The organism is Acidimicrobiia bacterium (assembly GCA_035948415.1).
Taxonomy (GTDB): domain Bacteria; phylum Actinomycetota; class Acidimicrobiia; order IMCC26256; family PALSA-555; genus PALSA-555.
The window spans coordinates 1-24,422 of sequence record DASZJD010000126.1; the positions used below are offsets into that span (position 1 = coordinate 1).

The following is a 24,422-nucleotide window of genomic DNA, read 5'->3' on the forward strand; positions in this document are numbered from 1 at the left end:
GACCTCGACGCCGACGTCCTCGCGGCCCAGGCCGCCGGCCTCACGGGAGTCCTGGTGCGGACGGGGAAGTTCCGGGCTGACACGCTCGCGGGAGCCGCCGCCGAGCCCGACTACGTCCTCGACTCCTTCGCCGACCTGCCGACGCTGCTCGGCCTCACTTGACGCCGCCGTCGTCGTGTGTTGCCGTGGCCGGCCAGACCACGTCGGCACGCGCTGCACGACGTCGTGCGAACGGCTCCTGGGGGGAGGACACGGATGACGCCGCTGCCGGCCCGCTGTCGAGTCGGCGCTGGAGGCCTGGCCGTGCTCCTCGGCGCCGCCGCCACCGGGCTGTCGCCGGGCGCGGCCGAGAGCGCGCGCGCGACGCCCGCCGCCCCGACGTTCGCGGTCGGGGCACGCCTCGAGACGTTCGTCGACGCCACCCGTCCGACCCCGGCGAACGGGTCCTTCGCCGGGAGCCCGACTCGCACCCTCCCGACGCTCGTGCTCTACCCGGCGGTGGGGCCGGCGGGCCCCACCGACCGCACCGGCGCCGCGCCGGCCGGCCGCGCCCTCCCGCTCATCGTGTTCTCGCACGGCAGCAATTCGGACGGCCCCACGTACGAGCCCCTGCTGCGCCAGTGGGCCGAGGCGGGGTTCGTCGTGGCCGCGCCGACCTTCCCGCTCTCGAGGCACGGGGCGCCCGGCGGCGACACGGTCGCCGACTACCCGCACCAGCCCGGCGACGTCAGCTTCGTCATCACCTCGATGCTGCGCCTGAGCCGCGACCCCCGAGCGCGGTTCCGGAACGTGATCGACGCCCGCCGGGTGGGCGTGGTCGGGCACTCGCTCGGCGCGATCACGACCCTCGGCGTGGCGGTGAACAGCTGCTGCGCCGACGCTCGCATCCGCGCCGCGGTGTCGATCGAGGGGATCGAGCTCCCCTTCGGCAGCGGGACCTTCTTCCGCGGTCCCGCGGTTCCGCTCCTCCTGTTCCACGGCGACGCCGACCAGACCATCCCCTACTCGGCGAGCCAGCGCCTGTTCGCGGACGCACCGAGCCCGAAGTACTTCGTGACCCTCCACGGTGCGCCCCACACCCCGTTCCGCCAGACCGACACCGCCACCCGACCCGCGCCCTCGTGGGAGCCGGTCGTCGTCACTTCCGTCGTCGACTTCCTCCACCGGTACCTGCGGGGGCAGCCGGCCGGGCTCACCCGACTCCGCGTCGACGCCACCGTGCCCGGCGTGGCGTCGATCCAGGTCGGCTGACCTCGATCGGCGGACCCCGCGCGGCCGACCCCCGGCGCCGCGGGACGCACGGGGCGATGGCACGATGGGACCGTGCCGTCGTCGCTCGGCCTCGTCCTCGACTGCCGGGACCCGGACCAGCTGGCCCCCTTCTGGTCGGCGGCGCTCGACTACACGACTGCCGGCGGCGCCGGCGGCTACGTCCTGCTCGTCCCCGCGGGACGGCCGGGCCCGCACCTCCTCCTGCAGCGCGTCCCGGAGGCCCGGGTGGGCAAGAACCGGATGCACCTCGATCTCCACACGCCGGACATCGAGGCCGAGGCGACGCGCCTGACCGGGCTCGGGGCGCGGCGCCTCGCCGCCGTGCCGCTCGAGGAGCACGGCAGCCACTGGATCGTCATGGCCGACCCGGAGGGCAACGAGTTCTGCGTCTGCGACGGCGGCGGGGGCTGCTAGCCGTCCCCACCGCCACCGGGCGCAGCGGCGCGGCACCTCGCCTTCCTCCGTCCGGTCGGGGCCGGCGTGGGCTCAACCGGCACGCACTCCGGGCGCGACCTCCTCGAGGAAGCAGCGCGCCGCTTCCGGCGCGGCTCCGCCGCCGTCCGGGTTCGGGCCGACCACGACGAGGCGGTCGAGCCCGAGGGCCACGAGCGCGGCGAGACGCGCCGCGCAGTCCGCCGGGGTGCCGACGACGCCGAAGCGGGTCATGAACGACGCGGGGGAGGACCGCGCCTTCGTCCTCCCGGTGGCGGAAGTGTCGCGTCATGTCGTACGCGCGCGGGATGCGCTCGAGCACGGCGCGGTCCGCTTCGGAGGCGGGTCCGACCGCGGCGCCGTGCATCGCCGAGAAGCGGGCGAAGGACAGGAGCGCAGGGCGGGCGAGCCGCAGCGCCTCGGCCGGCTCGGGGTGCGCGGCAACGTTCACGTACGCGCCGAACGAGACGCCGGCCGGGTCGAGGTCGGCTGCCTCCCGGGCCCGGCGCGCGGTCTGGATCGCCCACGAGACCCGCGTCGGGTCGGCGCCGACACTCACGGTGAGCCGGTCGGCGGTGCGGGCACCGAGGGCGAGGACCCGAGGACCCGTGGCCACCACGTCGACCGGGACCTTCGGGAGCGACGACCGGGCCAGCCACTCGAGCCGCCGGCCCGGCCGGCGGCCGAGCGGCAGCGAGCCGGCGTCGATGCCGGGGAGCGCCTCGTCCGGGGCCGTGGGCTCGTCGCCGCGCAGGTACGCCTGCACCCGCTCCACGTACGACCCGAAGACGGCGACCGGCGCGGGCGCGAGCCCGAGGTAGGCGAGCGACGAGTCGCCCCGACCGATCCCGAGCACGGCCCGGCCCTCCGAGAGCTCCTGGACGCTGGCGATCGCCGCGGCGGTGACCGCGGGGTGACGTGTGTACGGGTTCGTCACGCCGGTCCCGAGCCCGAGCCGACCGGTGGCGGTGGCCGCGAGGGCCAGCGCCGCGTAGACGTCGCCGGCCAGGTTCTGGGAGTCGGGGAACAGGATCCCGTCCCAGCCCCCAGCTTCGGCGCGCTCGGCCTGGAGCGCGGCGTAGCGCGGCAGCGGGAGACCCAAGGTCCACAGCTCGACGGCTGCCACCGGGTCAGTCTGGCCGCGGGATGGGTGCGGCGCCGGACGATGCCACCGCGAAGCGTCGGAGCCGACGGCCCGAACGCCCTTGAGTCGCGGTCCTCGTCGCCCGATGAACCGTGGCATCGGTCACGGAGACGCGTTGGCAGGCCCGATTGCGGCCCCGCCGGAGCGTGCGGGGGTCTGGGTCTGGCGCCGCTGGACCCGCTGGCCGCTGACGCCCGGCATCCTGGTCGTCGCCGCGCTCGCCGTCGCGGTGGACGCGGTCACGGCGTGGCAGAACGTGTCGATCGGCTCGCTCGGTCGGGTGGCGATGTCGCCCGCGCTCCCGCTCGGCGTCCTCCTCGCCTGTCTCGTGGGCCCGCGCCGCCTCGGGCTGGACCGCGCCAACCTCATGGCCTGGCGCGAGTTCCTCGCCGTCAGCGGCCTGGTCCTGATCCTCGGCGTGTGGCACTACATCGTGCGGGTCGCGGGCACGCGCGAGGGGATCGGGCTCGTCCTCGCCGCCTTCGACGAGGAGCTCATCTATCGGCTGGCGGTCTTGATCGTCGTCGGCGCCGCCGCGGCCGCGCTCCTGCGGCGCGACTGGCACAACCCAGAGGACTGGGGGCTGGTGCCCGGCCTGGTGGCGCTCGCCGGCTCCGGGCTCGTCTTCACGCTGCTGCCCGGCCACGTCGCCCAGATGAGCAACACGTTGCACGCACTGCCGTTCGTGTCGCTCGGGATCGTCCTCGGGTACGTCGTGCTCCGGACTGGCGCCCTGTTCCCCGCGGTCGCGGTGCACGCGTCGCTCAACCTCGTCACCATCGCCGCGCTGAGCAGCGACACACCGGGCACGTGGCGCGCCGCGTTCGCGGCCACCGCCCTCGTCACCCTCGTCGTCGCCACGATCGTGGCCGGCATCCGGCTCGGGATCCTGCAGCGGCGCTGGGTCCGCTCATCGTGGCCGCGCGCCGCATGACCGCGCCGCCGCCGTGCCGGCACGGTAAAGACGCCGGCGCGTCGTGGTCGACCAGTAGGGTCTCCGACTCGGCCGGGACCCACCCCAGCGCGCACGGAGGACATCGACGATGACCCGAGCAGCAGAGCTGATCGCGATCCGAGCCACCGGTCGACGCCGGCGCGCACGGCTGCTCGGGCTGGCGATGGCCGGCACCATCGTGATCGGTCTCGCGCCCAGCGCGGCGGCCGGCGCGAGCGCGCCGGCGAAGGCGGTCTCGCCCGCGCGCTGGTCCCGACAGACGTGCCAGGCGCTGGCGTCGTACAAGAGCGACGTGACGAAGCTCGAGCAGAGCTTCACGGCCAAGCTCAAGCACCCGAAGTCGCTCGGGCAGATCCGGTCGCGCTTCTCCACGTTCCTCCAGGACGTGACCGCCCGGACCAGCAAGCTGGTCGCCGCGCTGCGGAGCGTCGGCGACCCGACGGTGTCGAACGGCTCGCAGGTCAACGTCGCGATCCAAAACGGGTTCCTCCAGCTCCGCGACGACTTCCACTCGCTCTTCACCGAGTCGCAGCAGATCCCGACCACCGATCCGGCGGCATTCCAGGCCGCGCTGCAGACGCTCGAGACCAACCTCAACCAGGCCGAGAGCCAGAACCAAGCCTTCTTCCATCTGGCGAGCCAGTTCGACTCGCCCGAGCTGACGCGGGCGTTCAACGCCGAGCCGTCCTGCAAGCCGCTCCGGAGCAGCTAGGCGCCCACCGGCGTTGTCGATCGGTGGCGCGGGCGACGCGGCCGAGCCGGGTCCGGCGGGCCAGCGCGCCGCGAGCGGCGGTGCGGCTACCGTTCCGCCCGTGCCGAGCGAGGATCAGATCCGTGAGACCGTCGAGCGCTACCTGAAGACCTTCAGCGCCGGAGATCGGGAGGGCTGGCTCGACCTGTTCACGGCCGACGCGACCATCGAGGACCCGGTCGGCAGCGACGTCTGCCGGGGCCGCGACGAGATCGGCGGCTTCTGGGACCGCAGCCGGGCCGCCGCTGACCACATCACGCTGCGCCTCGTCCAGGGCCCCGGCGGGAACGACCGCGAGGCGGCCTTCGCCATGGAGGCCCACGCGGAGCTCGGTGGGGCCACCATGATCGTCCCGACCATCGACGTCATGACCTTCGCCGACGACGGCCGGATCGCGAGCCAGCGCGCCTTCTGGCACGCGTCCGGGGTCCGGACCGCCTGAGCGGTCCGAGCCGAGGGCCTCGGAGGCCCGGCGGCGGCCCTTCAGTCGCCGTCCGGAACGGCCGAAACAGTGGGGCCGGCACGTCGCGGGCGCCTGGGCGGGCCGTGAGCGACAAAGAAGGTCTCGATGGGGAAGAAGTGGACCGTGCGCCGAAAGGAACGGCGCGACTCGCGCCGCTCCGAGCAGCTGCTCTACCCGGTCGAAGCCCAACCGGAGCCCTCGATGCGGTGGGCCGCCGCGGACGAGGCTGAGCGAGCCGGGAAGGGACCCGAGCCCGCCGCGGCACCGACGCCGCCCGGAGCCCCGACCGGCCCCGAGGCGGCCGCGCCCGTCCCGCCCGAGCCCGCGCCCGTCCCGCCCGAGCCCGTCCCGGTCCCGCCCGCCACTCCGACCGCGGTCGCAATGGGCGAGCGCGTCGCCGAGTCGATCGGCGCGTGGCTCGCGCTCGTGACGGCCCTCGTCGACCAGGTCGACCGCACCGCCGCGGAGCAGGTCGGCCGGCTGGAAGCCGTCGCCGCGCACCGCCACCGGGAGCTCTCGGACGCCGTGACGCACGCCCGGTCGGCTCTCGACCGGCAAGCCGCCGACTGCGCCAGCGCGCTCGAGCGTCAGGCCACCGAGCTCCTCGCGGGGGTCGAGGAGCGCTTTCGGGGCATCGCCCAGGAGTGCGCCAGCACCGTCGCCGTCGCGGAGCAAGCGGCCGAGGCGTGGCGGGTCACCGTCGACAACGCGGGCACGGCCAAGCAGTCAGAGCTGGACGCGACGATGGCGAAGCACCGCGTCGGGATCGAAGACATGATGCGCCGCACTCGCCAAGACCTCGAGAAAGCCGTCGCCGCGCAGATCGCCCGCCTCCAGTCTCAGGTGGCGGCGCTCAAGGAGGACCTCCGTCGCGAGGTCAGCGACCAGACCCTGGCGTTCGAGGACCTGGCCGCGCTGCGGCTGGTCGAGCTCGAGGAACGCCTCGGTCACGCCGCCGAAGCGAGGCTCGCCGGCACGACCGAGAAGCCGGGCGAGGTCGGAGCCCCGCCGGCGACGAACGGGGACAACCCGCTCCACGGGTTCCGCGTCCCGGGACCCACGACCAACCTCCCCTCCTAGCGATCCGATCGGTCGCACCGAGGCCAGGGCGGGACGGCACCGGCACGCAGCCGCGCCGCCGGCCGGACCCTTGCTCGCGGCCGTCCCACCGGCCAGGCTCACCCGGCACACCGAAGGAGCATCGATGTCACAACTGCCGCCTCCGCCCCCTCCACCGCCGCCGGGCTCGCAGCCGCCGCCTCCGCCGTCGCCCTCGACCGGAGGATCGTTCAGCGTCGGCGAGGCGATCTCCTACGGCTGGAGCGCGTACTGGAAGAACGTCGGCCCGCTCGTCGTCATGGCCCTCATCATCCTCGTCGTGAACCTCTTCATCGTGCTGATCGGCTCCGGCGTCTCCGGTGTCGCCGGTCGGCTGGTCCTGCAGCTCATCAGCTTCGTCGTCGGGATCGTCCTGGCGATGGGGTTGATCCGAGCCTCGCTCGCCGTCGTCGAGGGCCGCAGCCCCGAGGTCGGTCTCCTGTTCCGCAGCGACGGCTTCGGGCCGTACCTCGTCGCCGCGGTCCTCGTCACCCTGGGCGTGGCGGTTGGTCTGGTCCTCTGCGTCGTACCCGGGATCATCCTGGCCGTCATGTGGCACTTCTTCGGCTTCGTGATCGTGGAGAACCCCGACACGAGCCCGGTCGACGCCATCCGACGGTCGGCCGAGATCACCCGCGGCTACCGCTGGCAGCTCCTCGGCCTCGGCCTGCTGCTGATCGGGATCAACATCGTGGGCGCGCTGGCCTGCGGGGTCGGTCTGCTCTTCACCTACGGCATCACCGCGGTGACGGTCGCGTACGCGTACAAGACCTTGAGCGGACAGCCCGTCGTCCCCGCGTAGGAGCTGCTGGCCGCGACGAAGGAGCGCGCCCGTGGAGCTCAGCGAAGCCATCCGCACCACCGCCGCCGTCCGCGACTTCACCGATCAGGCGGTGTCCGACGAGGAGGTCTACCGCCTCCTCGATTCGGCTCGCTTCGCGCCGAGTGGCGGGAACCGCCAAGGCTGGCGCGTCGTCCTCGTCAAGGATCGAGCCCTGCGGCGGTCGCTGCGCGACGTCTACACGCGGGTGTGGTACGAGTACGTGGCGCAGGCGTCCGCCGGTCTGGTGCCGTGGGCGCCGATCACCGATCGGGACGCCGAGCGGCGCGCCCTGGCCCGGGCGCCGGAGATCGCGGTCCAGGCCGCAGCCGGGCCCGGCGGGTTCGCCGAGCACCTCGACGCTGTGCCGGTGCTGCTCGTCGTGCTCGCCGACCTCCGCGTCCTCGCCGCCACCGACCGGGATGGGGGCCGCTACACGATCGTCGGAGGGGCGTCCGTCTACCCCTTCGCGTGGAGCCTGCTGCTCGCGGCCCGAGACGCCGGCTTGGGCGGCGTGGTGACGACGATGGTGACCCGGGAGGAGCCCGAGGTCCGACGGCTGCTCTCGGTACCGGACGAGTACGCGGTGGCGGCGCTCGTCGCCCTCGGGCGCCCGAGCGACCAGCCGACCCGGCTCCGACGCGCCGCGGTCGCCGACTTCACCACCATCGACCGATTCGACGGAGCTCCGCTCGGTCCCGCGCCGTGAGCACCACGCCGTCGACCCGGCGGCCCGCGCCGCCACGTCGCCGGGATCACTTCCGCCGCCGGCGCCGGAACCGCACGGTGGCCAGCGCCGCCACGATCGCGGCGCCGGTGAGGCCGCCGATGATGACCCCGTTGCGAAGTCGTATCCGTGACCGAGCGCCCCCGGGCTCGTCGTCGACGCCTTGGATGTCCTCGAGAAACAGGCTCTCGTCCTCGAGCGTGATGTGAGCGCCGTCGTCGGCGTGTTGTCGGGCGACCTGTTCCAGGTGCTCCCGGAACATCCCGGGCCCGACCCCTTCTGGGACCTCGCCGTGCGTGTGCTCGTGCTCTAGGTCGTCCACCGCGCCCATCCCTCGGCCGGGCGCTCGATCCGGTCGAGCACCGTCACCCGGACCCGGGCCGAATCAGCCATCGGCGACCTCCTGCTCCCGCCTCCAGCCTCCCACCGGCCGAGCCCAGGGAGCGGCCCGCCGGCCGCCGTTCGCCCGGCGCGGGTCCCGATCGCCGGCGCCCGCCCACCGGCGCCCGCACTCGATGCTCGCCCGGGGGCCCTCAGCGAGCGCGGGTCGGCTTCGGCGTCAGGGGGTTGGGCGCGGCCGTCAGGTGCTCGCCCAGATGAACGCCGGCGTGGTTCGCGGCCAGCCAACAGACGAAGGGGGTGACGCCATCCTCCGCGGTCCCCATCAGCGTGCCGCAGATGCGATGGTCGGCGTTGGCCTGCACGCGAGAGCGCTCACGCCTGAGAGCAGCGGCTTTGTCGGCGTTCATGGTCCGATGGTATCGGACGACGTGCGTCGACCGGCAACGTATCGCACGATGCTTGCGGCAACCTGGGTGTCCGACCGGGCGGGTCTCGCTACCCTCTTCGGCGTGATCACGAGCACGCACGCCATCATCTACGCCGAGGACGCCGAACGGGCCCGAGCCTTCTTCCGGGACGTGCTCGAGCTTCCCCACGTCGACGCCCACGACGGTTGGCTCATCTTCCGGTTGCCCCCGGCGGAGCTCGGGATCCACCCCACCGAGGCGGGGCCGAACAGCGGTCGTCACGAGCTGTTCCTGATGTGCGACGACATCCATCGCACCGTCGAGGACCTGCGCAGCAAGGGGGTCGAGTTCGCGACACCGGTCGAGGACCAGGGCTTCGGGCTCGTCACCACGCTGCGAGTCCCCGGAGGCGGGAGTTTGGGCCTGTATCAGCCCAAGCACGCGACCGCCTACGAACGCTGACGCGTCTGGATCCGACGCCCTCGCTCCTTACCGGGCGCCGCTCCGCAACACCCGACCCGCCAGCGCACCGGTGTGCTGCCCGTCCTCCATGAACACCTCGCCGTTCACGATGGTCCAGGCGTACCCGCGCGCTCGCTGGACGTAGCGCCCGGCACCGGCCGGGTAGTCGTGCACGTACTCGGGTTGGGGCAGCCCGAGCCCCTCGAGGTCGATGACGTTGACATCCGCGTGGGCGCCAGGGACCAGGGCGCCGCGGTCCTCGATCCCGAACAGGCGGGCGGGATCGGACGTCAGCCGGCGGACGGCGTCGGTCACCGACAGCAACCCCTGCTCGCGGACCCAGTAGGTCAGGAGGAACGTGGGCTGGCTCGAGTCCATGATCAACCCGACGTGCGCCCCAGCGTCAGCGAGGCCCATCACGGTGTGAGGATGACGCAGCATCGTGGCGACCGCGTCCAGGTCGTCGTTCAAGAAGGGCCAGTTGAACAGCGTGTGACCGTCACGCTCCAGCGTGAGCGTGACGAAGGCCTCCGCCGGTGAGACGCCGAGCCGCCGGGCGTGGCCGGCCAGGCTGTCGGCCGGACCCAGGTCGTAGCGAGCGTCGCCCGGCGGCAGCACGAAGAGCTCCTCCGGCGGGATCGTCGCCAGGTCACGCGTGGCGTCGATGAGCGCGGCCCGCCGAACCGGGTCGCGCAGGGCGTCGAGTCGCTCGTCGAGGCCCAGCTCCCGCAGCGCCTGCCAGGCCGGCGCTCGGTCGTAGGGCGTGCGGTGCACGATGCCGAAGAGCATTCCGATGCCGCGGGCCGTGGTCTGCGGCGAGAGCAGGGCGCCTCGCCTTCGCGCCGCCTCGACGACGTCCAAGGCCTCCTCGTGGAGCTCGGGCGACCGCTTCGTCTGGGTCAGCCCGAACGTGACCGGGCGGCCGGTCGCGATGGCGATCTCGCCGAGCAGCTCCACCTCGGCCCGCGTGCGCCCGGTCCCGTTCTCGTCGCGCTCACCGAGCGCAGGCGCGGCCTCGAACGTGCCGGCACCTCGGGCGCGCAGCACGTCGGCGATCGCGAGGAGCTCCCGCGCCTCCGCGTGCGTCCCCGGCACCGCTCGACCGTCGGGGACGCGGTGCAGCATCGTGCGTGAGGTCGAGAAGCCGAGCGCACCTGCGGCCATCGCCTCATCGACGAGCGCGCGCATCGCCGCGAGGTCCTCCTCGGAGGCCGGCTCGTCCTCGAGGCTTCGCTCGCCCATCGCGTGGTAGCGAACCGCGCAGTGGCCCACCATCCCGCCGACGTTCACGCCCTTCGCCCACGCGGCGACCGAAGCGAGGTAGTCGCCGTAGGTCTCCCAGTCCCAGCCGATGCCAGCCATGATCGAGTCGGCGGGGACGTCCTCGACCGACTCCATGAGCTCGGCGAGATAGCGGCGGTCCTCGGGTCGACAGGGTGCGAACGTCACGCCGCAGTTCCCCAGCACGAGCGACGTCACGCCGTGCCAGCACGACGAGGTGGCCAGCGGGTCCCACGCGAGCTGGGCGTCGAGGTGGGTGTGGATGTCGACGAACCCCGGCGTCACGAGGCGTCCGTCGGCGTCGAGCTCCTGCCGCCCCCGCTCGGCCACCCCTCCGATGCCGGTGATCCGACCGTCGTCGATCGCGACGTCGGCGGCGACGGGCTCGTGGCCGAGACCGTCGACCACGATTCCGCCGCGGATCACCAGGTCGTGGGTCAGAGCGCCTGACGATACGGGCCTGCGAGCAGTCGCGCTTCAGGGGCCGGAGCGGCGTGCCGATTGCTCCGCTGAGAGCGGCGGGTGCCGGAGCCGGTCTCTCCGTTCGGATCCCGAACCGGTCCCGCCAGGGGTTGAGCATGGGCGGCATCTCCACCCGACAAGAGATGCGGTTCTCGGCCGCGATGTGGACCATCGGGGCCGTGACGGGGCTCGTCGGCTCCTTCGTCCCCCACGGCCCCGGCGTGAACGCCGACGGCTGGCTGGCGCTGAGCGGAGCGGCGGCCATCATCGCCATCTGGTCGTGGCGTCACGACGTCGAGATCCCGCTGAAGGTTCAGTACGTGCTCTCGGTCCTCGCCGCCGCCGCGGTTGGCACCGCCCTGTTGTGCGCGCACCACAGCCCCGCGATCTTCGTGGCCGCGAGCCTCTACGTGTTGCCCACCATCTACACGGCGGCGTTCTACGACAGCCGGCCCTTCGGCCTCTACCTCGTCTCGCAGGCCATCATCCTCGGCGTCCTCCTGTTCACGTCCGGCCAGCCCGCTGCGCCGGCGGCGTGGGTGTTCGAGACGACCACGATCAGCGCGCTCGGCGTCGTGGTCCACCGCCTGCGGGCCGCGCTCATCGAGATGGCCACCACCGACCCGCTCACTGGGTTGGCCAACCGCCGAGCGTTCGAAGCCATCCTCGAACGCGAGCTCGCCCAGCGCCAGCGCAACGGCCGTCCGCTGTGCATCGCGGTCATCGACCTCGACCACTTCAAGGCGATCAACGACGAGCACGGGCACGTCGTCGGCGATCAGGTGCTCACGGACGTCGCCACCGCGTGGTGCCGGCGACTGCGCAAGTTCGACGTGCTGGCCCGCTACGGCGGCGACGAGTTCGTCGTCATGTTCCCGGCCGCGTCAGTGACTGAAGCGACCGACATCCTGGCCCGAATGCGCACGTCGGCGGCCCACCAGTTCTCGGCCGGTGTGGTCGAAGCGAACGGCCACCCGAACCCACCAGAGCTGTTGAGGGCGGCGGACAGGGCCTGCTACCTCGCCAAGGAGAGCGGTCGCGGGCACATCCAGATCGCCGGCGAGCTGTGACGCCGGCGTCCCGCCTCAAGGAGCGTCGGGAGCGCGGAGACCAACGAACCTGAGGGTCCGCACGGTCTGGAACCCGAGGGCCTCGTAGAGGCGGATGGCGCCGACGTTGTCAGCGGCCACGTGGAGCAGCGGACGCTCGTCGCGGTGGCGGATGCGGCGGGCCAGGCTGCGCACGAGCGACGTCGCCAGGCCGCGGCCCCGAACGGCCGCATCGGTGCACACGGCGCTGATCTCGGTGTGCTCCGGCAGCCGCATTCGCTCCCCCGCCATCGCGACGAGGGCGTTGCCCTCGAAGACGCCGAGGTAGGTCCCGAGCTCGATCGTCCGCGCCGCGAAGGGCCCCGGCCGCGTGCGCTCGACGAGGTCGAGCATCGCCGGCACGTGCGTCGGTGTGAGGCACGTCAGCCCCGCCTCCGGCGTCCCGTCGTCGTCGTCCTCGCGAGCGACCATCTGCACCCCGCTGCCGCTGAACAGCTCCGTCCATCCCGGCGGTGCCGACATCGCGGGACCGAACAGCAAGGCGACCCCCCGCCCGCCGACGAGCGCCGCCAGGTCATCCCACGCTTCACGGGTCGGCGCGTCGGGCAGGGCCGCGAATGGCGCCACCGCGGGCTCGTAGCGGACCGCGAGCCCGACCCGCTCGGCGGCGGCGCGCTGCCGTCCCGTCAACGCGTGCCACAACGGGTTGGCGAGCGGGTCCACCAGCCGATCCTCGCACGCGCCGAGGTCGCGGCGGCCGAGAATTGCGTCGGACCGCGCGCTCCGAGCCGCGACGCGCGTGATCCGGGCTCATTGCTCGCGGGACTCGTCCACCCGGCCGGGGGGCCGCGGCCCGCTCCCGGATCGGTCGAGCGCTGCGGGCGCGCCCTCCCCGCCGATCAGCGCGAGAGCTTGTAGCGGGCCAGGTGCTCGACTTGCTCGACCGACTCTGGGCCCCGGCGGAAACGCCGAGAGAGCTCGGTGAGGTCGGTGCCCTGGTCTCGCCACCGCAGGACCCGACGCTCGATCGGTCGGAGCTGACCGGACGGCGACACCGCGGCCCGGTCGGGGAGCTCGCTCAGCTCGATGACCTGACGGATGAACGCCGGGCTGCGCCGAAACCGGCTGGCGATCTCGGCCTCGGGCACGCCGTCGCTCAGCAGCCGGCGTATTCGTCGCTCGAGCGGCCGGAGATGTTGATCCTCGGGCATGGCGTCCCTCCCGCCTAGAGGCTATCGACTGACGAGAGCGACCGGGGAGCGCCGGGACGACGTTCTCCCGGCGGTCCGACCATCGAGCGCTCATCCCGCGGTCATCGGGCGTGAGCGCGCTGGGCACCGTCGCCTCCAGCTGCGGTAGTTTCCAGGTCGACTCAAGCGCGGCGCGTCGCGAGTCGATGCTCTGGCGGGGGTTGCAGGGGCTTGCAGGGGCTTTGGTCGAAAGCACGCGAGCCCGACGCGACCGCTGGGAGAGCGAGTGGCAGAGCACCAGCAACCGGCGATCTCCGAGCCCCCCACGGAGAGGAGCGGTTTTAGCCGCGACGAGGTGCGGGCTGGAGCCCTCGTGGAGTACTCCAGCGACATCATCACCGTGCTGGATGCCGAGGGGCGGGTCCTCTACTCGAGTCCCGCGGCGACGCGCCTCTTCGGCTACGAGGTCGGGTTCATGAAGGGTCGATCCGCGTTCGAGCTCGTCCATCCCGACGACCTCGACCGCGTGTTGTCTCAGTTCCTCGCCGAGCTCCTCCGTCCCGGTCCCGGTGAACCGGTCGAGTTCCGCATGCGGCACGCCGATGGGTCCTGGCGACACGTCGAGGCGGTCGGCCACAACCGGCTGGACGACCCGACCGTCCGAGGCGTGGTCATCAACACCCGAGACGTCACGGAGCGGGTGCAGGCCGAGGAGGCACTCCGCGAGAGCGAGGAGCGCTTCCGCGGCGCGTTCGAGCACGCGCCGATCGGGATGGCGGTCGTCGGACAGGACACGCGGATCGTCCGCTGCAACCAGGCCCTCGCCGACATGCTGGGCTACACACAGGATGAGCTCATCGGCATGGACGGAACCCAGCTGACGCATCCTGAAGACCTGGCCGAGACTCAGGAGAAGCTTCGCGCGCTCTTCGCGGCCGAGATTGAGGGGTACCAGCTCGAGAAGCGGTTCGTGCACGCCGACGGCCACGCGGTCTTGGTATCCGTCAGCGTCTCAGCCATGTTGAGCACCGACGGCAAGCCTCAGTACTCGATCGGTCACATTCAGGACGTCACCGAGCGCAAGGCCTTCGACGAGCTGCTGACGTATCAAGCGATGCATGATCCGTTGACGGGACTCCCAAACCGCAGCGCGTTCCTTGATCGCTTGAGCCTGGTCCAAACGACCGCCAAGGGACAGGCGGGAAGAATCGCGGTGCTGTTCTTAGACGTCGACCACTTCAAGGTCATCAACGACAGCCTCGGCCACGGCGCCGGTGATCAGCTGCTGATCGCGATTGGGGAGCGGCTGCGACGCACGCTCCGCCCGAACGACTCGGTGGCCCGGTTCGGTGGCGACGAGTTCACCGTCCTCTGTCGAGACGTTCGTCAGCCGGCCGCGGCGATGCGGATGGCCGAGCGGATCCTCGAAGCGGTGGCCCGACCTGTCCTCCTGCCCCAGGGCGAGGTGTTCGTGACCGCGAGCATCGGCATCGCGCTGTCCGGGCGCCGGAACCCGGCCAGCGAGACCCTGGTGGGAGACGCCGACGCCGCGATGTATCGAGCCAAGCGCAGCGGCCGGGCCCACGCCGAGTTCTTCGAGAGCGACTTGCGCGACCGCAACCTCGAACAGCTCCACACCAACGCGGCCTTACACCGAGGGCTCGAGCGCGACGAGTTCCAGGTCCACTACCAGCCGGTCGTGCACCTGGAGACCGGGCAGATCACCGGCCTCGAGGCGCTCCTCCGTTGGCAGCACCCGGATCGGGGTCTCGTCCAGCCCGGCGAGTTCATCGCCTACGCCGAGGAATCCGGCCTCATCGTCCCCATCGGCACCTGGATCCTCGAGCAGGCGTGCAGCCAGCTCGCACGCTGGAGGGCCGAGAGCGAAGGCCGTCACCTCACGATCAGCGTGAACCTGTCGCCCCGCCAGCTCGTCGAGCCGTCACTCCAGAACGCCATCGCCCAAATACTCAAATCCACCAAGGTCCCGCCCGACGCGCTCTGGCTCGAGATCACCGAGACGACGCTCATGTACGACACCGACTCGGCCACCCATGCGCTGCAAGCCCTGCGCCGACAGGGCGTCCACTTCAGCATCGACGACTTCGGGACTGGCTACTCATCCCTGACCCACCTCAAGGGCCTCCCGATCGAGGCCCTGAAGGTCGACCAAGCCTTCGTCGACGGCCTCGGGCGCGACCCGGAGGACACCGCGATCGTGACCGGTGTCGTCCGCCTCGCCAACGCCCTCGGGCTCACCACCACCGCCGAAGGGGTGGAGACCCCGGAACAGCTCGACCACCTCCGCCGCCTCCGCTGCACCTACGGGCAGGGCAACTTCCTCGCTCCCGCCCAGCCCGCGCCCGGTCCCGGCGGGCCGCCGGTGCTGCAGCTGGCCGAACGCGCCGCCACCCACTGGTAGTGAGCCCATCGCCGTCGGAGGGGACGGCGGCGCGTGGGACCAGGTCAACAAGATCGGCCAGTCCGGGGTCGAGGCACCGGCGGACCTGCACGCCATGCGAGCAGTCGGGAGCCCCGACGTCAGCGGCGCCACGCTCCACGAGTTCGACGTCATGGTCCGACCGTCGGTCATGGACGCCTTCGACACGACGATCCAGCAGAGCATGCTGCCGATGCAGATGCAGGGTCTCTCCGAGGGCACGGCCGTCGCCGTGAAGTACGACCCCGACAACCCGACCGCCGCACTCCTGGACAGCTGGTAGCCACGGGCGAGGGCCCGGCCCGACCGGGTTCGCGCCGGAGCCGCCGGCCCCTCCCAGCGGATACCGTCGTCCCGGGATCGGCGAGGGGGGACCTCCTGCAGCAGTTCTGGCGCTGGCTCGGCCTGAATCTCGGCAAGCATTGGATCGTCGTCCTCGTCGTCGGCGGGCTGGCCACCCTCGTCCTGGGGTACGGGGCCACGAACCTCAAGTTCACGACCGGCCAGGACAGCTACCTCAACAAGAGCGATCAGGTCTACAAGGACAGCGTCGCGTACCAGAAGCTGTTCGGGGGCGAGGCCATGGTCGTGCTGGTCACGATGGACCGCGGGCACACCGTGCGCGAGCTCTTCACTGCGAAGGACATCGCGCAGTGGAAGGCGATCGAGCAGGAGCTCCGTCAGAGCGGACTGATCAAGAGCGTCGTCAGCCCCCTCACCGCCCTCGAGTTCAACCACGCACTGGTGTCGAGCCCGACCGGCGACCCGACCCAGAGCGTCGCCGGCAAGATCCTCGTCAGCGCCACCGCTCTTGACCCATCGGCCGCCGGCCGGGCGGCGCGCAACGCCGACTCGGTCACGACCCTCCAGCGCCTCAACGCAGTCCCGAGCTCGGGGCGGACCCTCGATAACCCCGCCTACCTGGACTTTCTGCTCCACGACAACCAAGGAAAGATCCGCAAACCCCTGCTCGCGAACTTCCCCGATGACCGCCACGCCCAGATCGTCGTCCGCCTGCCCGGCAACGAATCGATCAAGGCTGAAGGCACCGCGTCGGTCTTCGTGCAGAACGTCGCGAACCGAATCAGGTTCGGCTCGTCCTCCGTCGTGGCGACCGGGGCGCCGGCGCTGCTCAAGAACGTCAATGACTACCTGACCGGCGGCATGCTCACCCTCGGCGCCATCGCCCTCGCCGTCATGGCCTTGATCCTGCTCGCGCTCTTCAGCGTCCGGTGGCGGCTCCTCGCCCTCGGCGTCGTCGTCATCGGCGTGATCTGGGCCTTCGGGATCGTCGGCTACCTGGGCCTCCCACTCACGATCGTCACGATCGCCGGTCTCCCCGTGATGCTCGGGATCGGGATCGACTACGCCATCCAGCTGCACGCTCGGGTCGAGGAAGAGGTGGTCGTCGACCGAGCGGCGCACCCGATCCAAGAGACGGCCCGCAACCTCGGCCCGGCGCTCCTCGTCGTCACCTTCGATGCCATCTTCGCCTTCGCCGCGCTGCGCTTCGCGAAGGTGCCGATGCTCCGCCAGTTCGGTTTGCTGCTCGCCGTGGGCGTCGCCGCGATCTGCTTCAACAGCATCATGGGCACCCTCGCCGTCCTCGGCATTCGCGAGTACAAGTCGCCGAGCAAGCGCAAGGACTTCCGGGCCGGTCCCCTCGGGCGGCTCGTCGTCTGGCTCGGCAAAGTCCCGTCGAAGTTCGCGGTCGGCCTCGCCGTCGCCAGCCTCGTGGTCTTCGTCGCCGGGATCTCGGTCGAGGGCAAGCTCGTCCTGCAGACCGACCCGCTGCAGTGGGTCAACCAGCACTCCCAGGTCATCCGGTCCCTGAACGTGCTGAATCGGGAGACGGGGTCGTCGAGCGAGCTCGGCGTCTACCTGCAGTCGAAGGAGGCCTTCAGCGACACCACCGTCGGCTACCTCGACCGCTTCACGCGCGGCCAGCTGCAGCAGTACCCCACGACCCTGCTCACCGGCACGAGCATGGTGGAGGTGGTGAGCGACCTGAGCGACGTGCCCGGTGGCCAACACGTGACGCCGACCGGCGCTGAGGTCCGCGCCGCGTACGACGTCGCGCCGAGAGACATCCAGCTCTCGACGGTGGCGAACCGACAGAACGCCATGAACCTCATCTTTCGAACCGGCCCGAGCGGGCTCGACGCCCGCGCGAGGGTGGTGCGAGAGATTCGCAAGACGTCGCATCCGCCCGCGGGCGTGCGGGCCACCCCGTCGGGGCTTGCGGTCGTCGGCGTCGGCCTGCTCGACAACCTCGAGGCGAACCGGGTCGAGCTCACCTACCTGGCGATCCTGTTCGTGTTCCTCTTCCTCTCCGTGCGGCTGCGCAGCGTCATCCGCGCGCTGCTCTCGCTGGTCCCGGTCCTCATCGCGGTGGGGGCCGCGTCGCTCATCGCCTACGCGCTCAGCCTGAAGCTGAGCCCGCTGACGGCCGTCGGCGGGCCGCTGGTCGTAGCGGCGTGCACCGAGTTCACCTCGCTGATCCTGCTGCGCTTCGTCGAAGAGCGGCGGCGAGGGTTCTCGCCGCGCGCGGCCGTCGACGTCACCGCGTCTCGCACCGGGCGCGCCTTCTTCGTGTCCGCGCTCGCAGCGGTCGCCGGAGTGGCGGTGATCGGCACGTCGTCGTTGCCGCTGCTCCGCGGCTTCGGCATCGTCGTCGGCCTGAACGTCGCCATCGCGCTGCTGAGCGCGCTCAGCGTCCTCCCGCCGATCCTCGTGTGGGCCGAGCGGCGTCGCTGGGTCACACGGGGCCTCGTTCCCGAAGCCGTCGTGAACCAGGCGCAGGCGACCGAGGACACGGTTCCGGTGGCGTCGGCGTGACTCGCGATCACTCGAACCGCGAGCCGTCCGCGAGGCCGCCCCCGTGCCGCTGACTCTCGTCGCCGTCGCCCACGATCGCCGGACCGGTACCCAACGTCCCCAGGAGGCCCGCCGTGCCGTTCATCCAGACCATTGAGTTCCAGACCACTCAAATCGATGAGTTCGATGCCGCGATCCAAGCCTGGCTGGCCAAGTCCGCGGCCTGGCGGTCCACGAACCGATCGGTCCGAACCAAGGACCGCGATCGGCCCGACACCTACGTCCAGATCGTCGAGTTCCCGTCCTACGAGGCCGCGATGGAGAACTCCAGCCATCCCGAGACCGCCGAGCTGGCCGAGCAGCTGGCGAAGCTCTGCGACGCGCCCCCAGCGTTCCGCAACCTCGACGTCATCCGGGAGGAGCTCACCTAGCCCGGCCCCGTCGACCGGCCCGGACCGGCCCGCGGCGCTCCGGCCCCGAGCCTCCGCCGCGGCCCGAGCGGCGTGCACTCACGTCAGGGTCTCGACCGGTGCGTCGTCGGCCGCTCGGGGCGGTTCCGGACCACGGATCTCCGGCCGGCTCCCTCCGGGTTCGGCCGAGTTACCGAAGCTGTGGGCAGTGGTTACTGGCCGCCTGGGCCAGGTCGTCCGTGGGCGTGAACTGGAGCGTTGTCCGGTCGACGTTCCAGGTGAAGACCTGGGTGTCGCCATCGGTCGTGTGATCCGTCACCTGCAGGACGAACGTGTTCGAATCAGGCCCCGGGGGAGTCGCGAAGTCCTGCGACGCCGCCTGCTTGATCGGCGGCGGGAACGGCGCACACTGAGACGCCGCGTTCTGCAGCTTGCTGATCGCGCGCTGCTCCGCGGTCGGGCCGGCGGCGCTGCTGGGCGGCGGGGCCGGCGCCTGGGTCTGTGGAGTCGTTGCCGGCGTGGTGTTGGGGGTGGTCGCTCCGACCGGCGTGTCGTCCCCGGGTTGGCTGCCGTCGGTGCCCCGCCTGCGGTTGAACGGCTTCCCGCTGCTCGGGTCCACCAGCGTGAACGTGTCGATGATGATCGTGGTCTTCTGGATGATCGTGATCGAGGTGCCGGTGAAACCTGACCACCTCGGTCCGTAGTACGTCGGGGTGTAGCCAGGGGTGTAGTAGGTCGGCGGCGTGAGCGGGTTCCCGCAGTAGCACTTCGTCACGGGCTCACCCTTGTCGTCGACGAGGACAGCGGTGCCGGCCTCCAGGACCGAGCGAATGGTGGTGGCCCGACCGTTGGCGTAGCCGTGGTTGGTGACCAGTGTGTCGCTGCGCAGGAGCACCGGGGTCAGCCCGTTGACATAGGACGGGATGTCGGTGGTCGTGATGCCAAGCACGGAAGCCCACGCCGCGGCCTTGCTGGGGTTCTGCTCCAGGTACAGGACCAGCTGGTTGCGGTCGCAGGTCCTGGTGTCGAGGGTGCCTCCGTAGAGGCCGACGTGGGACCCGTCGACGGTGGTCGCGCCGGCAGGCTGAACCGGCGGAACGCGCTGGTCGGCGCCGACCGGAGGTGCAAACGGGTCACTGGCTGAGTTGAGCGGCTCGGCGCGAAGCGAGGCACCGGCGCTGCTTCCACCCGACAGCCCCACGACCAATCCGACCGTCCCGCCGATGACCAGCAGCAACACAACGAGACCGATGAGCAGGTTGCGGTACAGGTTCGAGGGCCGGCGCGGTGGCCCGGCCGTTGGCGCGCCGTAAGCCATCGTCGGCGGACCGGTCGGCGGCCCCGTCGGCGGACCTGTCACGTTCCCCACCCCCTAGCCATCGCCGAAGGAGGTTCGGCTGGCTGCAACCCGACGACGAACCTACCGGGCTGGGGCCCGGAGGAGCAAGCGAGCCGCCACCCTCCCGCGCCTCGGCCGGAGCGCGCGGCGACATTTCGCGCCGTTTGGCCGCCCAGTTTCGTTTGGTCGGCCCGCATGCGCGTGGGATCGCTGTCTAGAGTCCGCAGGACGCCGAGGGGTCCGCCGTGGCGCGCGCGTGCCGCGGCAGTCGAGCCAACCCCCGTACCGCGGGGGGAACTGAGGATCGCTGATGGGCGAAGCGTTCGTCCCGACCCACGCGGTCCCCGACGACGGCCTGCCGGCGTGGTCCACGCCGGTCGCGACCGCCGCGCCGGTCGCGACCCTCGAGCCTCACCTGCGCGTCCGAGCCCTCCAACGACGAGACGACGGGTGGGCTCGTTTTCTGTGCTCGAACGGCTGGTCGGCGTGGACGGACGGGCGCCGCCTTCGCGATCTGCGGTCGCTGTGGCTCGTCCCCGTCGGCGGGTTGCCGGCCTGGAACGATCCGAACCCGGCGCTCCCGTCCCGCGCGGCGCTGAACCCGGGACTCGAGGTGCAGCTCCTCGCGCTACGGGATGACGGTTGGGCCGCCGTCCTCTGTTCGAACGGCTGGTCGGCTTGGGTCGATGGTCGCCGCCTGACTCCCGTCCTGGGTGCTGACGCGCCCACGGCGGACCTCGCCGGAGGCTGGGATCAAGAACTCCGGGAGGCGTGGTCGCGGCATCGTGCCCTCGTACAAGACCTGCAGGCTGGTCGCATCGACAACGACGCCTTCTCGCGGCGCGGGGTCCAGGCGGGCACGGTCATCCGGGGGGCCGAAGTCCTGCTGCTGGACTCGGTCACCGCGGGCTGGTGGCGCTACGACGGGATGCGCTTGGCCCCGAGGTCCGGCGGCGCCGCATCGGACCCGGGATGACCTGACTGCGACGGCTCCCGGCCCGCACCCCGAGTGGTCGCCGAGGCGCCCGCCGCGGCGATGCGGTGCGGCGAGCGCTCGCTCCCGGCCGCTGGGCACCAGGCGCGCCCGGCTCCGGTCGATCGGCGCTCGCGGGTCAAGCCCCACGCCCTGCGCCAGACCCAAGTGGCAACATGCAGCGATCGTGGCCCGACGAGGAGGGTGCTGTGCCGATCACTCCGAATCGCGATCAGTTCGCGGCGCTGGCGTCGGCAGCCGAGGCCGACGACGCCCCGGTCACCATGCTGAACCTGCTGAAGTTCAAGGAGGTTGCGACCGACGGCGGGAGCGGCGTCGCGTCCTACAACCGGTACGGCGACTCGGTCGTCCGGATGGTCGAGGAACGCGGCGGCCGAGTGCTCTGGAGCGGCCGGGTCGATCAGGTCCTGATCGGCGACGAGGCCGCCCACGGCTGGGACGCGATCGCGCTGGTTCAATATCCGTCACGGAAGGCCTTCCTGGACATGGTCTCCGACGAGCGCTACCTGAAGTCGCACGAGCACCGTGAAGGCGGGCTGGCCGAGACCGTGCTCCTCGCCTGCGCGGCACGGCCACCCGGGGGGCCTCCGGACTAATGGGCCGCAAGATCCTCTTCGTCACGACCGACCAGCAGCGGTACGACTCGCTGGGCTGCACTGGCAACACCATCGCTCGCACTCCCGTGGTCGACCGGCTCGCCGCCGACGGAATCGTCTACCGGCGTGCGTACAACCAGAACACGGTGTGCATGCCCGCGCGCTCGACGATGCTCACGGGCCAGTACGTTCGAACCCACGGCGTCGTCGCGAACGGCATCCCGCTCCCAGCGGACGCGCCGAGCGTCGCGGCACATCTGTCGGAGCACGCCGGCTACCGCACCGCTCTCCTCGGGAAGGCCCACTTCGAGCCGGGTTTCGACCTGACCGGGCGCTTCGAGGAGAACGCCCGCGCCATCCGCGGTGACATCGGCCCCTGGCGGGGGTTCGAACGCTCCGTGCAGGCGATGCACACCGCGGCCGCCGTGCTGGTCACGACCGACGGCCCACAGGTCAGCGGGCCCATTGCCCACTACGGCCGCTGGTTGGAGCGCAACCATCCCGAACACCTCACGAGCTTCGCACCGCTTCTGTCCGCACGCGGCGGCGGCGACACGAGCGCGCCCGAGACCAAGAACAACCCGATCCCGCGGGCCTGGTATCACACCGACTGGGTCGCGGACCTGGTCATCGACTGGCTCGACACGCTGGAGGCTGACGAGGACTGGTTCTGCTGGATGAGCTTCCCGGATCCGCACCATCCGTGGGACCCGCCGGCCGAGGAGCTGGGCCGAATCGACTGGCGCGACCTCGACCTCCCGCCTGGACACCCGGGCTCGGACGAAGCGATCCGCACGGTGCTGTCCCGGAAGCCCGCGCACTGGCTCGCGTGGTGGGAGGGGCGCTGGCAGAACCGTGAGGGTGGGCCGGGTGGCTTCTGCCCCGGTTCCCTGACGCCGGATCAGGTCCGCGAGATCAACGCCAAGGTGCACGTGATGAATGAACTCGTGGACGAGGCTCTCGGCCGCGTGCTGCGGCATGTCCGCCAGCGTGGCTGGGAGGGCGACACCGACGTCATCTTCACCACCGACCACGGCGAGCTCCAGGGCGACTACGGCCTCCTCTTCAAGGGTCCGTTCCCGACCGACGCCCTCATGCGCCTCCCGCTCGTCTGGCGCCCGGCACCGTCGGCGGGGATCCCACCCGCTGCGATCAGCGATCCCGTCGGCCAGGTGGACCTGGCGCCGACCTTCTGCACGATCGCCGGGGCCTTGCCTCCGGCGTGGATGCAGGGCGCTCCGCTCCCGACCGCCTCCGGGTCGGCTCGCGAGCGAGTGCTCTGCGAATGGGACAGCCAGTTCCCGAGCCACGGCATGCACCTTCGCTCCATCTACCGCGACGACTGGCTCTGCACCGTGTACGAACCGAGCACCGACGGTCAGGCAACCGGTCTCGAAACGATCGTCGGCGATCGGGTGCTGAAGCCGTGCGGCATCCACTACGACGGCACGGAGGGTGAGCTCTACAACGTCGAAGACGACCCCTACCAGTTCTACAATCTCTGGGACGATGCGGGCTTTCGGTCGGTGCGGGCCGATCTCACCGCCGACCTCTACGACCATCTCCCCGAGCCTCGCGGGGACCCGTTAGCGGTCGAAGCACCCGCGTGACGGGACCTCGCCGCCCGCGCTCGGAGCGGCGTCGTGGGATCTCGCCGCCGGGAATCCTCGGGCTACGGCGAACCGTCCTCCGGGATCGCTTCCCACCACTGGCACCACCATTGCGCGCCAACCAGGATGCGCAGTTTCGGGTGCCAGCAGTACGAGATCTCGGCCGTGTTCTCCAGGTAGTAGCGGCAGTTCTCACACTGCTCCGCGCCTGACGGCTGGCCCTTCAGCACCGCGTTCTCGGCGAGATGGCGCAGCTCGATGGCCTGCTTCTCGTCGATCTCCTTGGGTTCAGGCTCGGGGATGACGTAGTCGGTCACCGCTGTGATCTACCCAGTTTGAGCCTTCGGATGCAAACCTCCCGACGCAACGGCGTCCTCCCGACACCTGGAGCCGAGCTGCCGATGCGGGCGTGTCGGAGCGACGTGATCCGCTACGCACCAGGCCGGCGACCGGGCGTCGACCGGAGCTGGCGGGTCACCCACCCACGGGCCGGGACCTGCACCGGATGCCCGGTCGCGGTGCTTCGGACGACGTAGGTCCCGGCGATGAAGTCACCGACCCGTCGATGGCCGTTCGTGACGATCACGAGCCAGAGCCCGACGGGAAGGCCGATCGCCAGGCCGTCGATCGCCCACGCCGCGACACGAAGGAAGGAGCGAAGGAGCCCGGGCGAGCTGCCGTCCGCCCGGACGACGCGAACACCGAGCAGCGCCTTGCCGGGCGAGCGGCCGAGGGTGCTCTGCGGCACGATGAAGACGAAGATCACCAGGCCGACGACGGCGACCGCGAACCAGACGAAGGCGCGGTCGCGCACGAGATAGCCGACCGAGCGGAACTCAAAGCAGGCATGACCGCTCGGCACCTTCGTCGGGCCACCCGACTTCAGCGTGTGCCAGTCCCCTGCAGCCAGCAGCGTCGCGGCCAGGACCAACGCCATGAGCAGGAGGTCCGCGGCGTAGGCGAGGCACCGACGCCAGACGACCCGGGTCGGGTCGCGGTTGGGCTCTCGATCATCCTGACGGGGCCAGCCGGCGGCTCGACCGCGCTTCGACGCTCCCCACCACTTCGCGGACATGGTCGCACTCGACCTGCATGGCAACACGCAGGAAGAACCAGACCACGAGCGACTCCGATCGACTCGAACCCATCGGCTCGGGCCGGCGAGCCTACGGTCTCCACCGCCGATGCTGGAGCGCCGGGCGCGCTCCTTCGATTGCGCTCCCGCCCTCCCCGTCGGTGCTCGGCGCCTGCCGCCCGACCGGAGCTCCTCGGAGCTGCGCGTCCACGAGCTCGGAGCGCTCACCGCCACGATCGACTGAACCGAAGGGAGGCACCGCGAGCCGCTCGCCAGATCCGCACGA

General features: G+C 71.5%; 28 protein-coding genes. 19 read left to right on the top strand and 9 right to left on the bottom strand.

Annotated elements, in window-relative coordinates:
* The 3 genes from VG869_16685 to VG869_16695 all read left to right on the top strand — a co-directional run.
* Positions 1–162: HAD hydrolase-like protein (locus VG869_16685; protein ID HEV3452821.1), on the top strand; the 162-nt coding region annotated here is incomplete at its 5' end.
* A 93-nt stretch (positions 163–255) separates the two neighbouring features.
* A complete protein-coding gene (locus tag VG869_16690) occupies positions 256–1,251 on the top strand; it encodes a phospholipase (protein HEV3452822.1) in 996 nt (331 codons plus the stop codon).
* A gap of 72 nt (positions 1,252–1,323) precedes the next feature.
* A complete protein-coding gene (locus tag VG869_16695; GenBank protein ID HEV3452823.1) occupies positions 1,324–1,686 on the top strand; it encodes a VOC family protein in 363 nt (120 codons plus the stop codon).
* Here VG869_16695 and VG869_16700 read toward each other — a convergent pair.
* Positions 1,628–2,830 (bottom strand): LLM class flavin-dependent oxidoreductase, encoded by a 1,203-nt coding sequence (locus VG869_16700; protein HEV3452824.1) that lies wholly within the window; start codon positions 2,828–2,830, stop codon positions 1,628–1,630. The two genes, VG869_16695 and VG869_16700, sit on opposite strands and share 59 nt — an antisense overlap.
* A gap of 133 nt (positions 2,831–2,963) precedes the next feature.
* On the opposite strand from VG869_16700, the gene VG869_16705 reads away from it, so the two are divergent.
* From VG869_16705 to VG869_16730, 6 genes are all read left to right on the top strand, one after another.
* A complete protein-coding gene (locus tag VG869_16705) occupies positions 2,964–3,782 on the top strand; it encodes a CPBP family glutamic-type intramembrane protease (GenBank protein ID HEV3452825.1) in 819 nt (272 codons plus the stop codon).
* Positions 3,783–3,891: 109 nt separating this feature from the next.
* The gene (locus VG869_16710) at positions 3,892–4,515 is read left to right on the top strand and encodes a hypothetical protein (GenBank protein HEV3452826.1); all 624 of its coding nucleotides are present in this window, start codon (positions 3,892–3,894) and stop codon (positions 4,513–4,515) included.
* Positions 4,516–4,615: 100 nt separating this feature from the next.
* Complete coding sequence (locus VG869_16715) at positions 4,616–4,996, top strand: nuclear transport factor 2 family protein (GenBank protein HEV3452827.1); 381 nt, start codon at positions 4,616–4,618, stop codon at positions 4,994–4,996.
* Positions 4,997–5,122: 126 nt separating this feature from the next.
* Complete coding sequence (locus VG869_16720) at positions 5,123–6,097, top strand: hypothetical protein (GenBank protein HEV3452828.1); 975 nt, start codon at positions 5,123–5,125, stop codon at positions 6,095–6,097.
* A gap of 124 nt (positions 6,098–6,221) precedes the next feature.
* A complete protein-coding gene (locus VG869_16725; GenBank protein HEV3452829.1) occupies positions 6,222–6,917 on the top strand; it encodes a DUF975 family protein in 696 nt (231 codons plus the stop codon).
* A gap of 31 nt (positions 6,918–6,948) precedes the next feature.
* On the top strand, positions 6,949–7,644 hold the full coding sequence (locus VG869_16730) for a nitroreductase family protein (GenBank protein HEV3452830.1): 696 nt from the start codon (positions 6,949–6,951) through the stop codon (positions 7,642–7,644).
* Positions 7,645–7,690: 46 nt separating this feature from the next.
* On the opposite strand, the gene VG869_16735 is transcribed toward VG869_16730, so the two are convergent.
* Positions 7,691–7,984, bottom strand: coding sequence for a hypothetical protein (locus VG869_16735; protein ID HEV3452831.1), 294 nt, complete (start codon positions 7,982–7,984; stop codon positions 7,691–7,693).
* A gap of 211 nt (positions 7,985–8,195) precedes the next feature.
* Complete coding sequence (locus VG869_16740; protein ID HEV3452832.1) at positions 8,196–8,411, bottom strand: hypothetical protein; 216 nt, start codon at positions 8,409–8,411, stop codon at positions 8,196–8,198.
* A 102-nt stretch (positions 8,412–8,513) separates the two neighbouring features.
* Between VG869_16740 and VG869_16745 the strand changes: the two genes are divergently transcribed.
* On the top strand, positions 8,514–8,873 hold the full coding sequence (locus VG869_16745; GenBank protein ID HEV3452833.1) for a VOC family protein: 360 nt from the start codon (positions 8,514–8,516) through the stop codon (positions 8,871–8,873).
* 27 nt (positions 8,874–8,900) lie between these two features.
* Here the strand turns inward: VG869_16745 and VG869_16750 are convergent, their stop codons facing one another.
* Positions 8,901–10,580 carry an amidohydrolase family protein gene (locus VG869_16750; protein ID HEV3452834.1) on the bottom strand — a complete coding sequence of 560 codons (1,680 nt, stop codon included), beginning with the start codon at positions 10,578–10,580 and terminating at the stop codon, positions 8,901–8,903.
* A 152-nt stretch (positions 10,581–10,732) separates the two neighbouring features.
* Between VG869_16750 and VG869_16755 the strand changes: the two genes are divergently transcribed.
* A complete protein-coding gene (locus VG869_16755) occupies positions 10,733–11,686 on the top strand; it encodes a GGDEF domain-containing protein (GenBank protein ID HEV3452835.1) in 954 nt (317 codons plus the stop codon).
* Positions 11,687–11,701: 15 nt separating this feature from the next.
* Here the strand turns inward: VG869_16755 and VG869_16760 are convergent, their stop codons facing one another.
* A complete protein-coding gene (locus tag VG869_16760; GenBank protein ID HEV3452836.1) occupies positions 11,702–12,388 on the bottom strand; it encodes a GNAT family N-acetyltransferase in 687 nt (228 codons plus the stop codon).
* Positions 12,389–12,564: 176 nt separating this feature from the next.
* Positions 12,565–12,876, bottom strand: coding sequence for a hypothetical protein (locus tag VG869_16765; protein ID HEV3452837.1), 312 nt, complete (start codon positions 12,874–12,876; stop codon positions 12,565–12,567).
* 334 nt (positions 12,877–13,210) lie between these two features.
* On the opposite strand from VG869_16765, the gene VG869_16770 reads away from it, so the two are divergent.
* From VG869_16770 to VG869_16785, 4 genes are all read left to right on the top strand, one after another.
* Positions 13,211–15,277, top strand: coding sequence for an EAL domain-containing protein (locus tag VG869_16770; protein HEV3452838.1), 2,067 nt, complete (start codon positions 13,211–13,213; stop codon positions 15,275–15,277).
* Positions 15,278–15,371: 94 nt separating this feature from the next.
* The gene (locus tag VG869_16775) at positions 15,372–15,578 is read left to right on the top strand and encodes a hypothetical protein (protein ID HEV3452839.1); all 207 of its coding nucleotides are present in this window, start codon (positions 15,372–15,374) and stop codon (positions 15,576–15,578) included.
* A gap of 299 nt (positions 15,579–15,877) precedes the next feature.
* Positions 15,878–18,133: an MMPL family transporter gene (locus VG869_16780; protein ID HEV3452840.1), complete on the top strand. Its 2,256-nt coding sequence runs from the start codon at positions 15,878–15,880 to the stop codon at positions 18,131–18,133.
* Between the two features lie 113 nt (positions 18,134–18,246).
* Positions 18,247–18,543 carry a hypothetical protein gene (locus tag VG869_16785; GenBank protein ID HEV3452841.1) on the top strand — a complete coding sequence of 99 codons (297 nt, stop codon included), beginning with the start codon at positions 18,247–18,249 and terminating at the stop codon, positions 18,541–18,543.
* Between the two features lie 169 nt (positions 18,544–18,712).
* Here the strand turns inward: VG869_16785 and VG869_16790 are convergent, their stop codons facing one another.
* Positions 18,713–19,840, bottom strand: coding sequence for a DUF6777 domain-containing protein (locus tag VG869_16790; GenBank protein ID HEV3452842.1), 1,128 nt, complete (start codon positions 19,838–19,840; stop codon positions 18,713–18,715).
* Positions 19,841–20,171: 331 nt separating this feature from the next.
* Here VG869_16790 and VG869_16795 point away from each other — a divergent pair, with 331 nt between their 5' ends.
* The 3 genes from VG869_16795 (at position 20,172) to VG869_16805 (ending at position 23,061) form a co-directional block, all read left to right on the top strand.
* Positions 20,172–20,837, top strand: coding sequence for a hypothetical protein (locus VG869_16795; protein ID HEV3452843.1), 666 nt, complete (start codon positions 20,172–20,174; stop codon positions 20,835–20,837).
* Positions 20,838–21,043: 206 nt separating this feature from the next.
* A complete protein-coding gene (locus VG869_16800; protein ID HEV3452844.1) occupies positions 21,044–21,451 on the top strand; it encodes a DUF1330 domain-containing protein in 408 nt (135 codons plus the stop codon).
* Positions 21,451–23,061, top strand: coding sequence for a sulfatase-like hydrolase/transferase (locus tag VG869_16805; GenBank protein HEV3452845.1), 1,611 nt, complete (start codon positions 21,451–21,453; stop codon positions 23,059–23,061). Before VG869_16800 ends, VG869_16805 begins: the two co-directional genes overlap by 1 nt.
* A 62-nt stretch (positions 23,062–23,123) precedes the next feature.
* Here the strand turns inward: VG869_16805 and VG869_16810 are convergent, their stop codons facing one another.
* Positions 23,124–23,378, bottom strand: coding sequence for a hypothetical protein (locus VG869_16810; protein HEV3452846.1), 255 nt, complete (start codon positions 23,376–23,378; stop codon positions 23,124–23,126).
* Between the two features lie 113 nt (positions 23,379–23,491).
* The gene (locus tag VG869_16815; GenBank protein ID HEV3452847.1) at positions 23,492–24,136 is read right to left on the bottom strand and encodes an RDD family protein; all 645 of its coding nucleotides are present in this window, start codon (positions 24,134–24,136) and stop codon (positions 23,492–23,494) included.
* A 109-nt stretch (positions 24,137–24,245) separates the two neighbouring features.
* Between VG869_16815 and VG869_16820 the strand changes: the two genes are divergently transcribed.
* On the top strand, positions 24,246–24,380 hold the full coding sequence (locus VG869_16820; GenBank protein HEV3452848.1) for a hypothetical protein: 135 nt from the start codon (positions 24,246–24,248) through the stop codon (positions 24,378–24,380).
* The last annotated feature ends 42 nt before the right edge of the window (positions 24,381–24,422 follow it).

Excerpts from the sequence above, each read along its gene's own strand:
- VG869_16780 (HEV3452840.1), top strand. The coding sequence starts at position 15,878 with ATGGTCGTGCTGGTCACGATGGACCGCGGGCACACCGTGCGCGAGCTC.
- VG869_16795 (HEV3452843.1), top strand. The coding sequence starts at position 20,172 with ATGGGCGAAGCGTTCGTCCCGACCCACGCGGTCCCCGACGACGGCCTG.
- VG869_16725 (HEV3452829.1), top strand. The coding sequence starts at position 6,222 with ATGTCACAACTGCCGCCTCCGCCCCCTCCACCGCCGCCGGGCTCGCAG.
- VG869_16820 (HEV3452848.1), top strand. The coding sequence starts at position 24,246 with ATGCTGGAGCGCCGGGCGCGCTCCTTCGATTGCGCTCCCGCCCTCCCC.
- VG869_16755 (HEV3452835.1), top strand. The coding sequence starts at position 10,733 with ATGGGCGGCATCTCCACCCGACAAGAGATGCGGTTCTCGGCCGCGATG.
- VG869_16690 (HEV3452822.1), top strand. The coding sequence starts at position 256 with ATGACGCCGCTGCCGGCCCGCTGTCGAGTCGGCGCTGGAGGCCTGGCC.
- VG869_16815 (HEV3452847.1), bottom strand. The coding sequence starts at position 24,136 with ATGTCCGCGAAGTGGTGGGGAGCGTCGAAGCGCGGTCGAGCCGCCGGC.
- VG869_16710 (HEV3452826.1), top strand. The coding sequence starts at position 3,892 with ATGACCCGAGCAGCAGAGCTGATCGCGATCCGAGCCACCGGTCGACGC.
- VG869_16765 (HEV3452837.1), bottom strand. The coding sequence starts at position 12,876 with ATGCCCGAGGATCAACATCTCCGGCCGCTCGAGCGACGAATACGCCGG.
- VG869_16740 (HEV3452832.1), bottom strand. The coding sequence starts at position 8,411 with ATGAACGCCGACAAAGCCGCTGCTCTCAGGCGTGAGCGCTCTCGCGTG.
- VG869_16790 (HEV3452842.1), bottom strand. The coding sequence starts at position 19,840 with ATGGCTTACGGCGCGCCAACGGCCGGGCCACCGCGCCGGCCCTCGAAC.
- VG869_16805 (HEV3452845.1), top strand. The coding sequence starts at position 21,451 with ATGGGCCGCAAGATCCTCTTCGTCACGACCGACCAGCAGCGGTACGAC.
- VG869_16720 (HEV3452828.1), top strand. The coding sequence starts at position 5,123 with ATGGGGAAGAAGTGGACCGTGCGCCGAAAGGAACGGCGCGACTCGCGC.
- VG869_16775 (HEV3452839.1), top strand. The coding sequence starts at position 15,372 with ATGCGAGCAGTCGGGAGCCCCGACGTCAGCGGCGCCACGCTCCACGAG.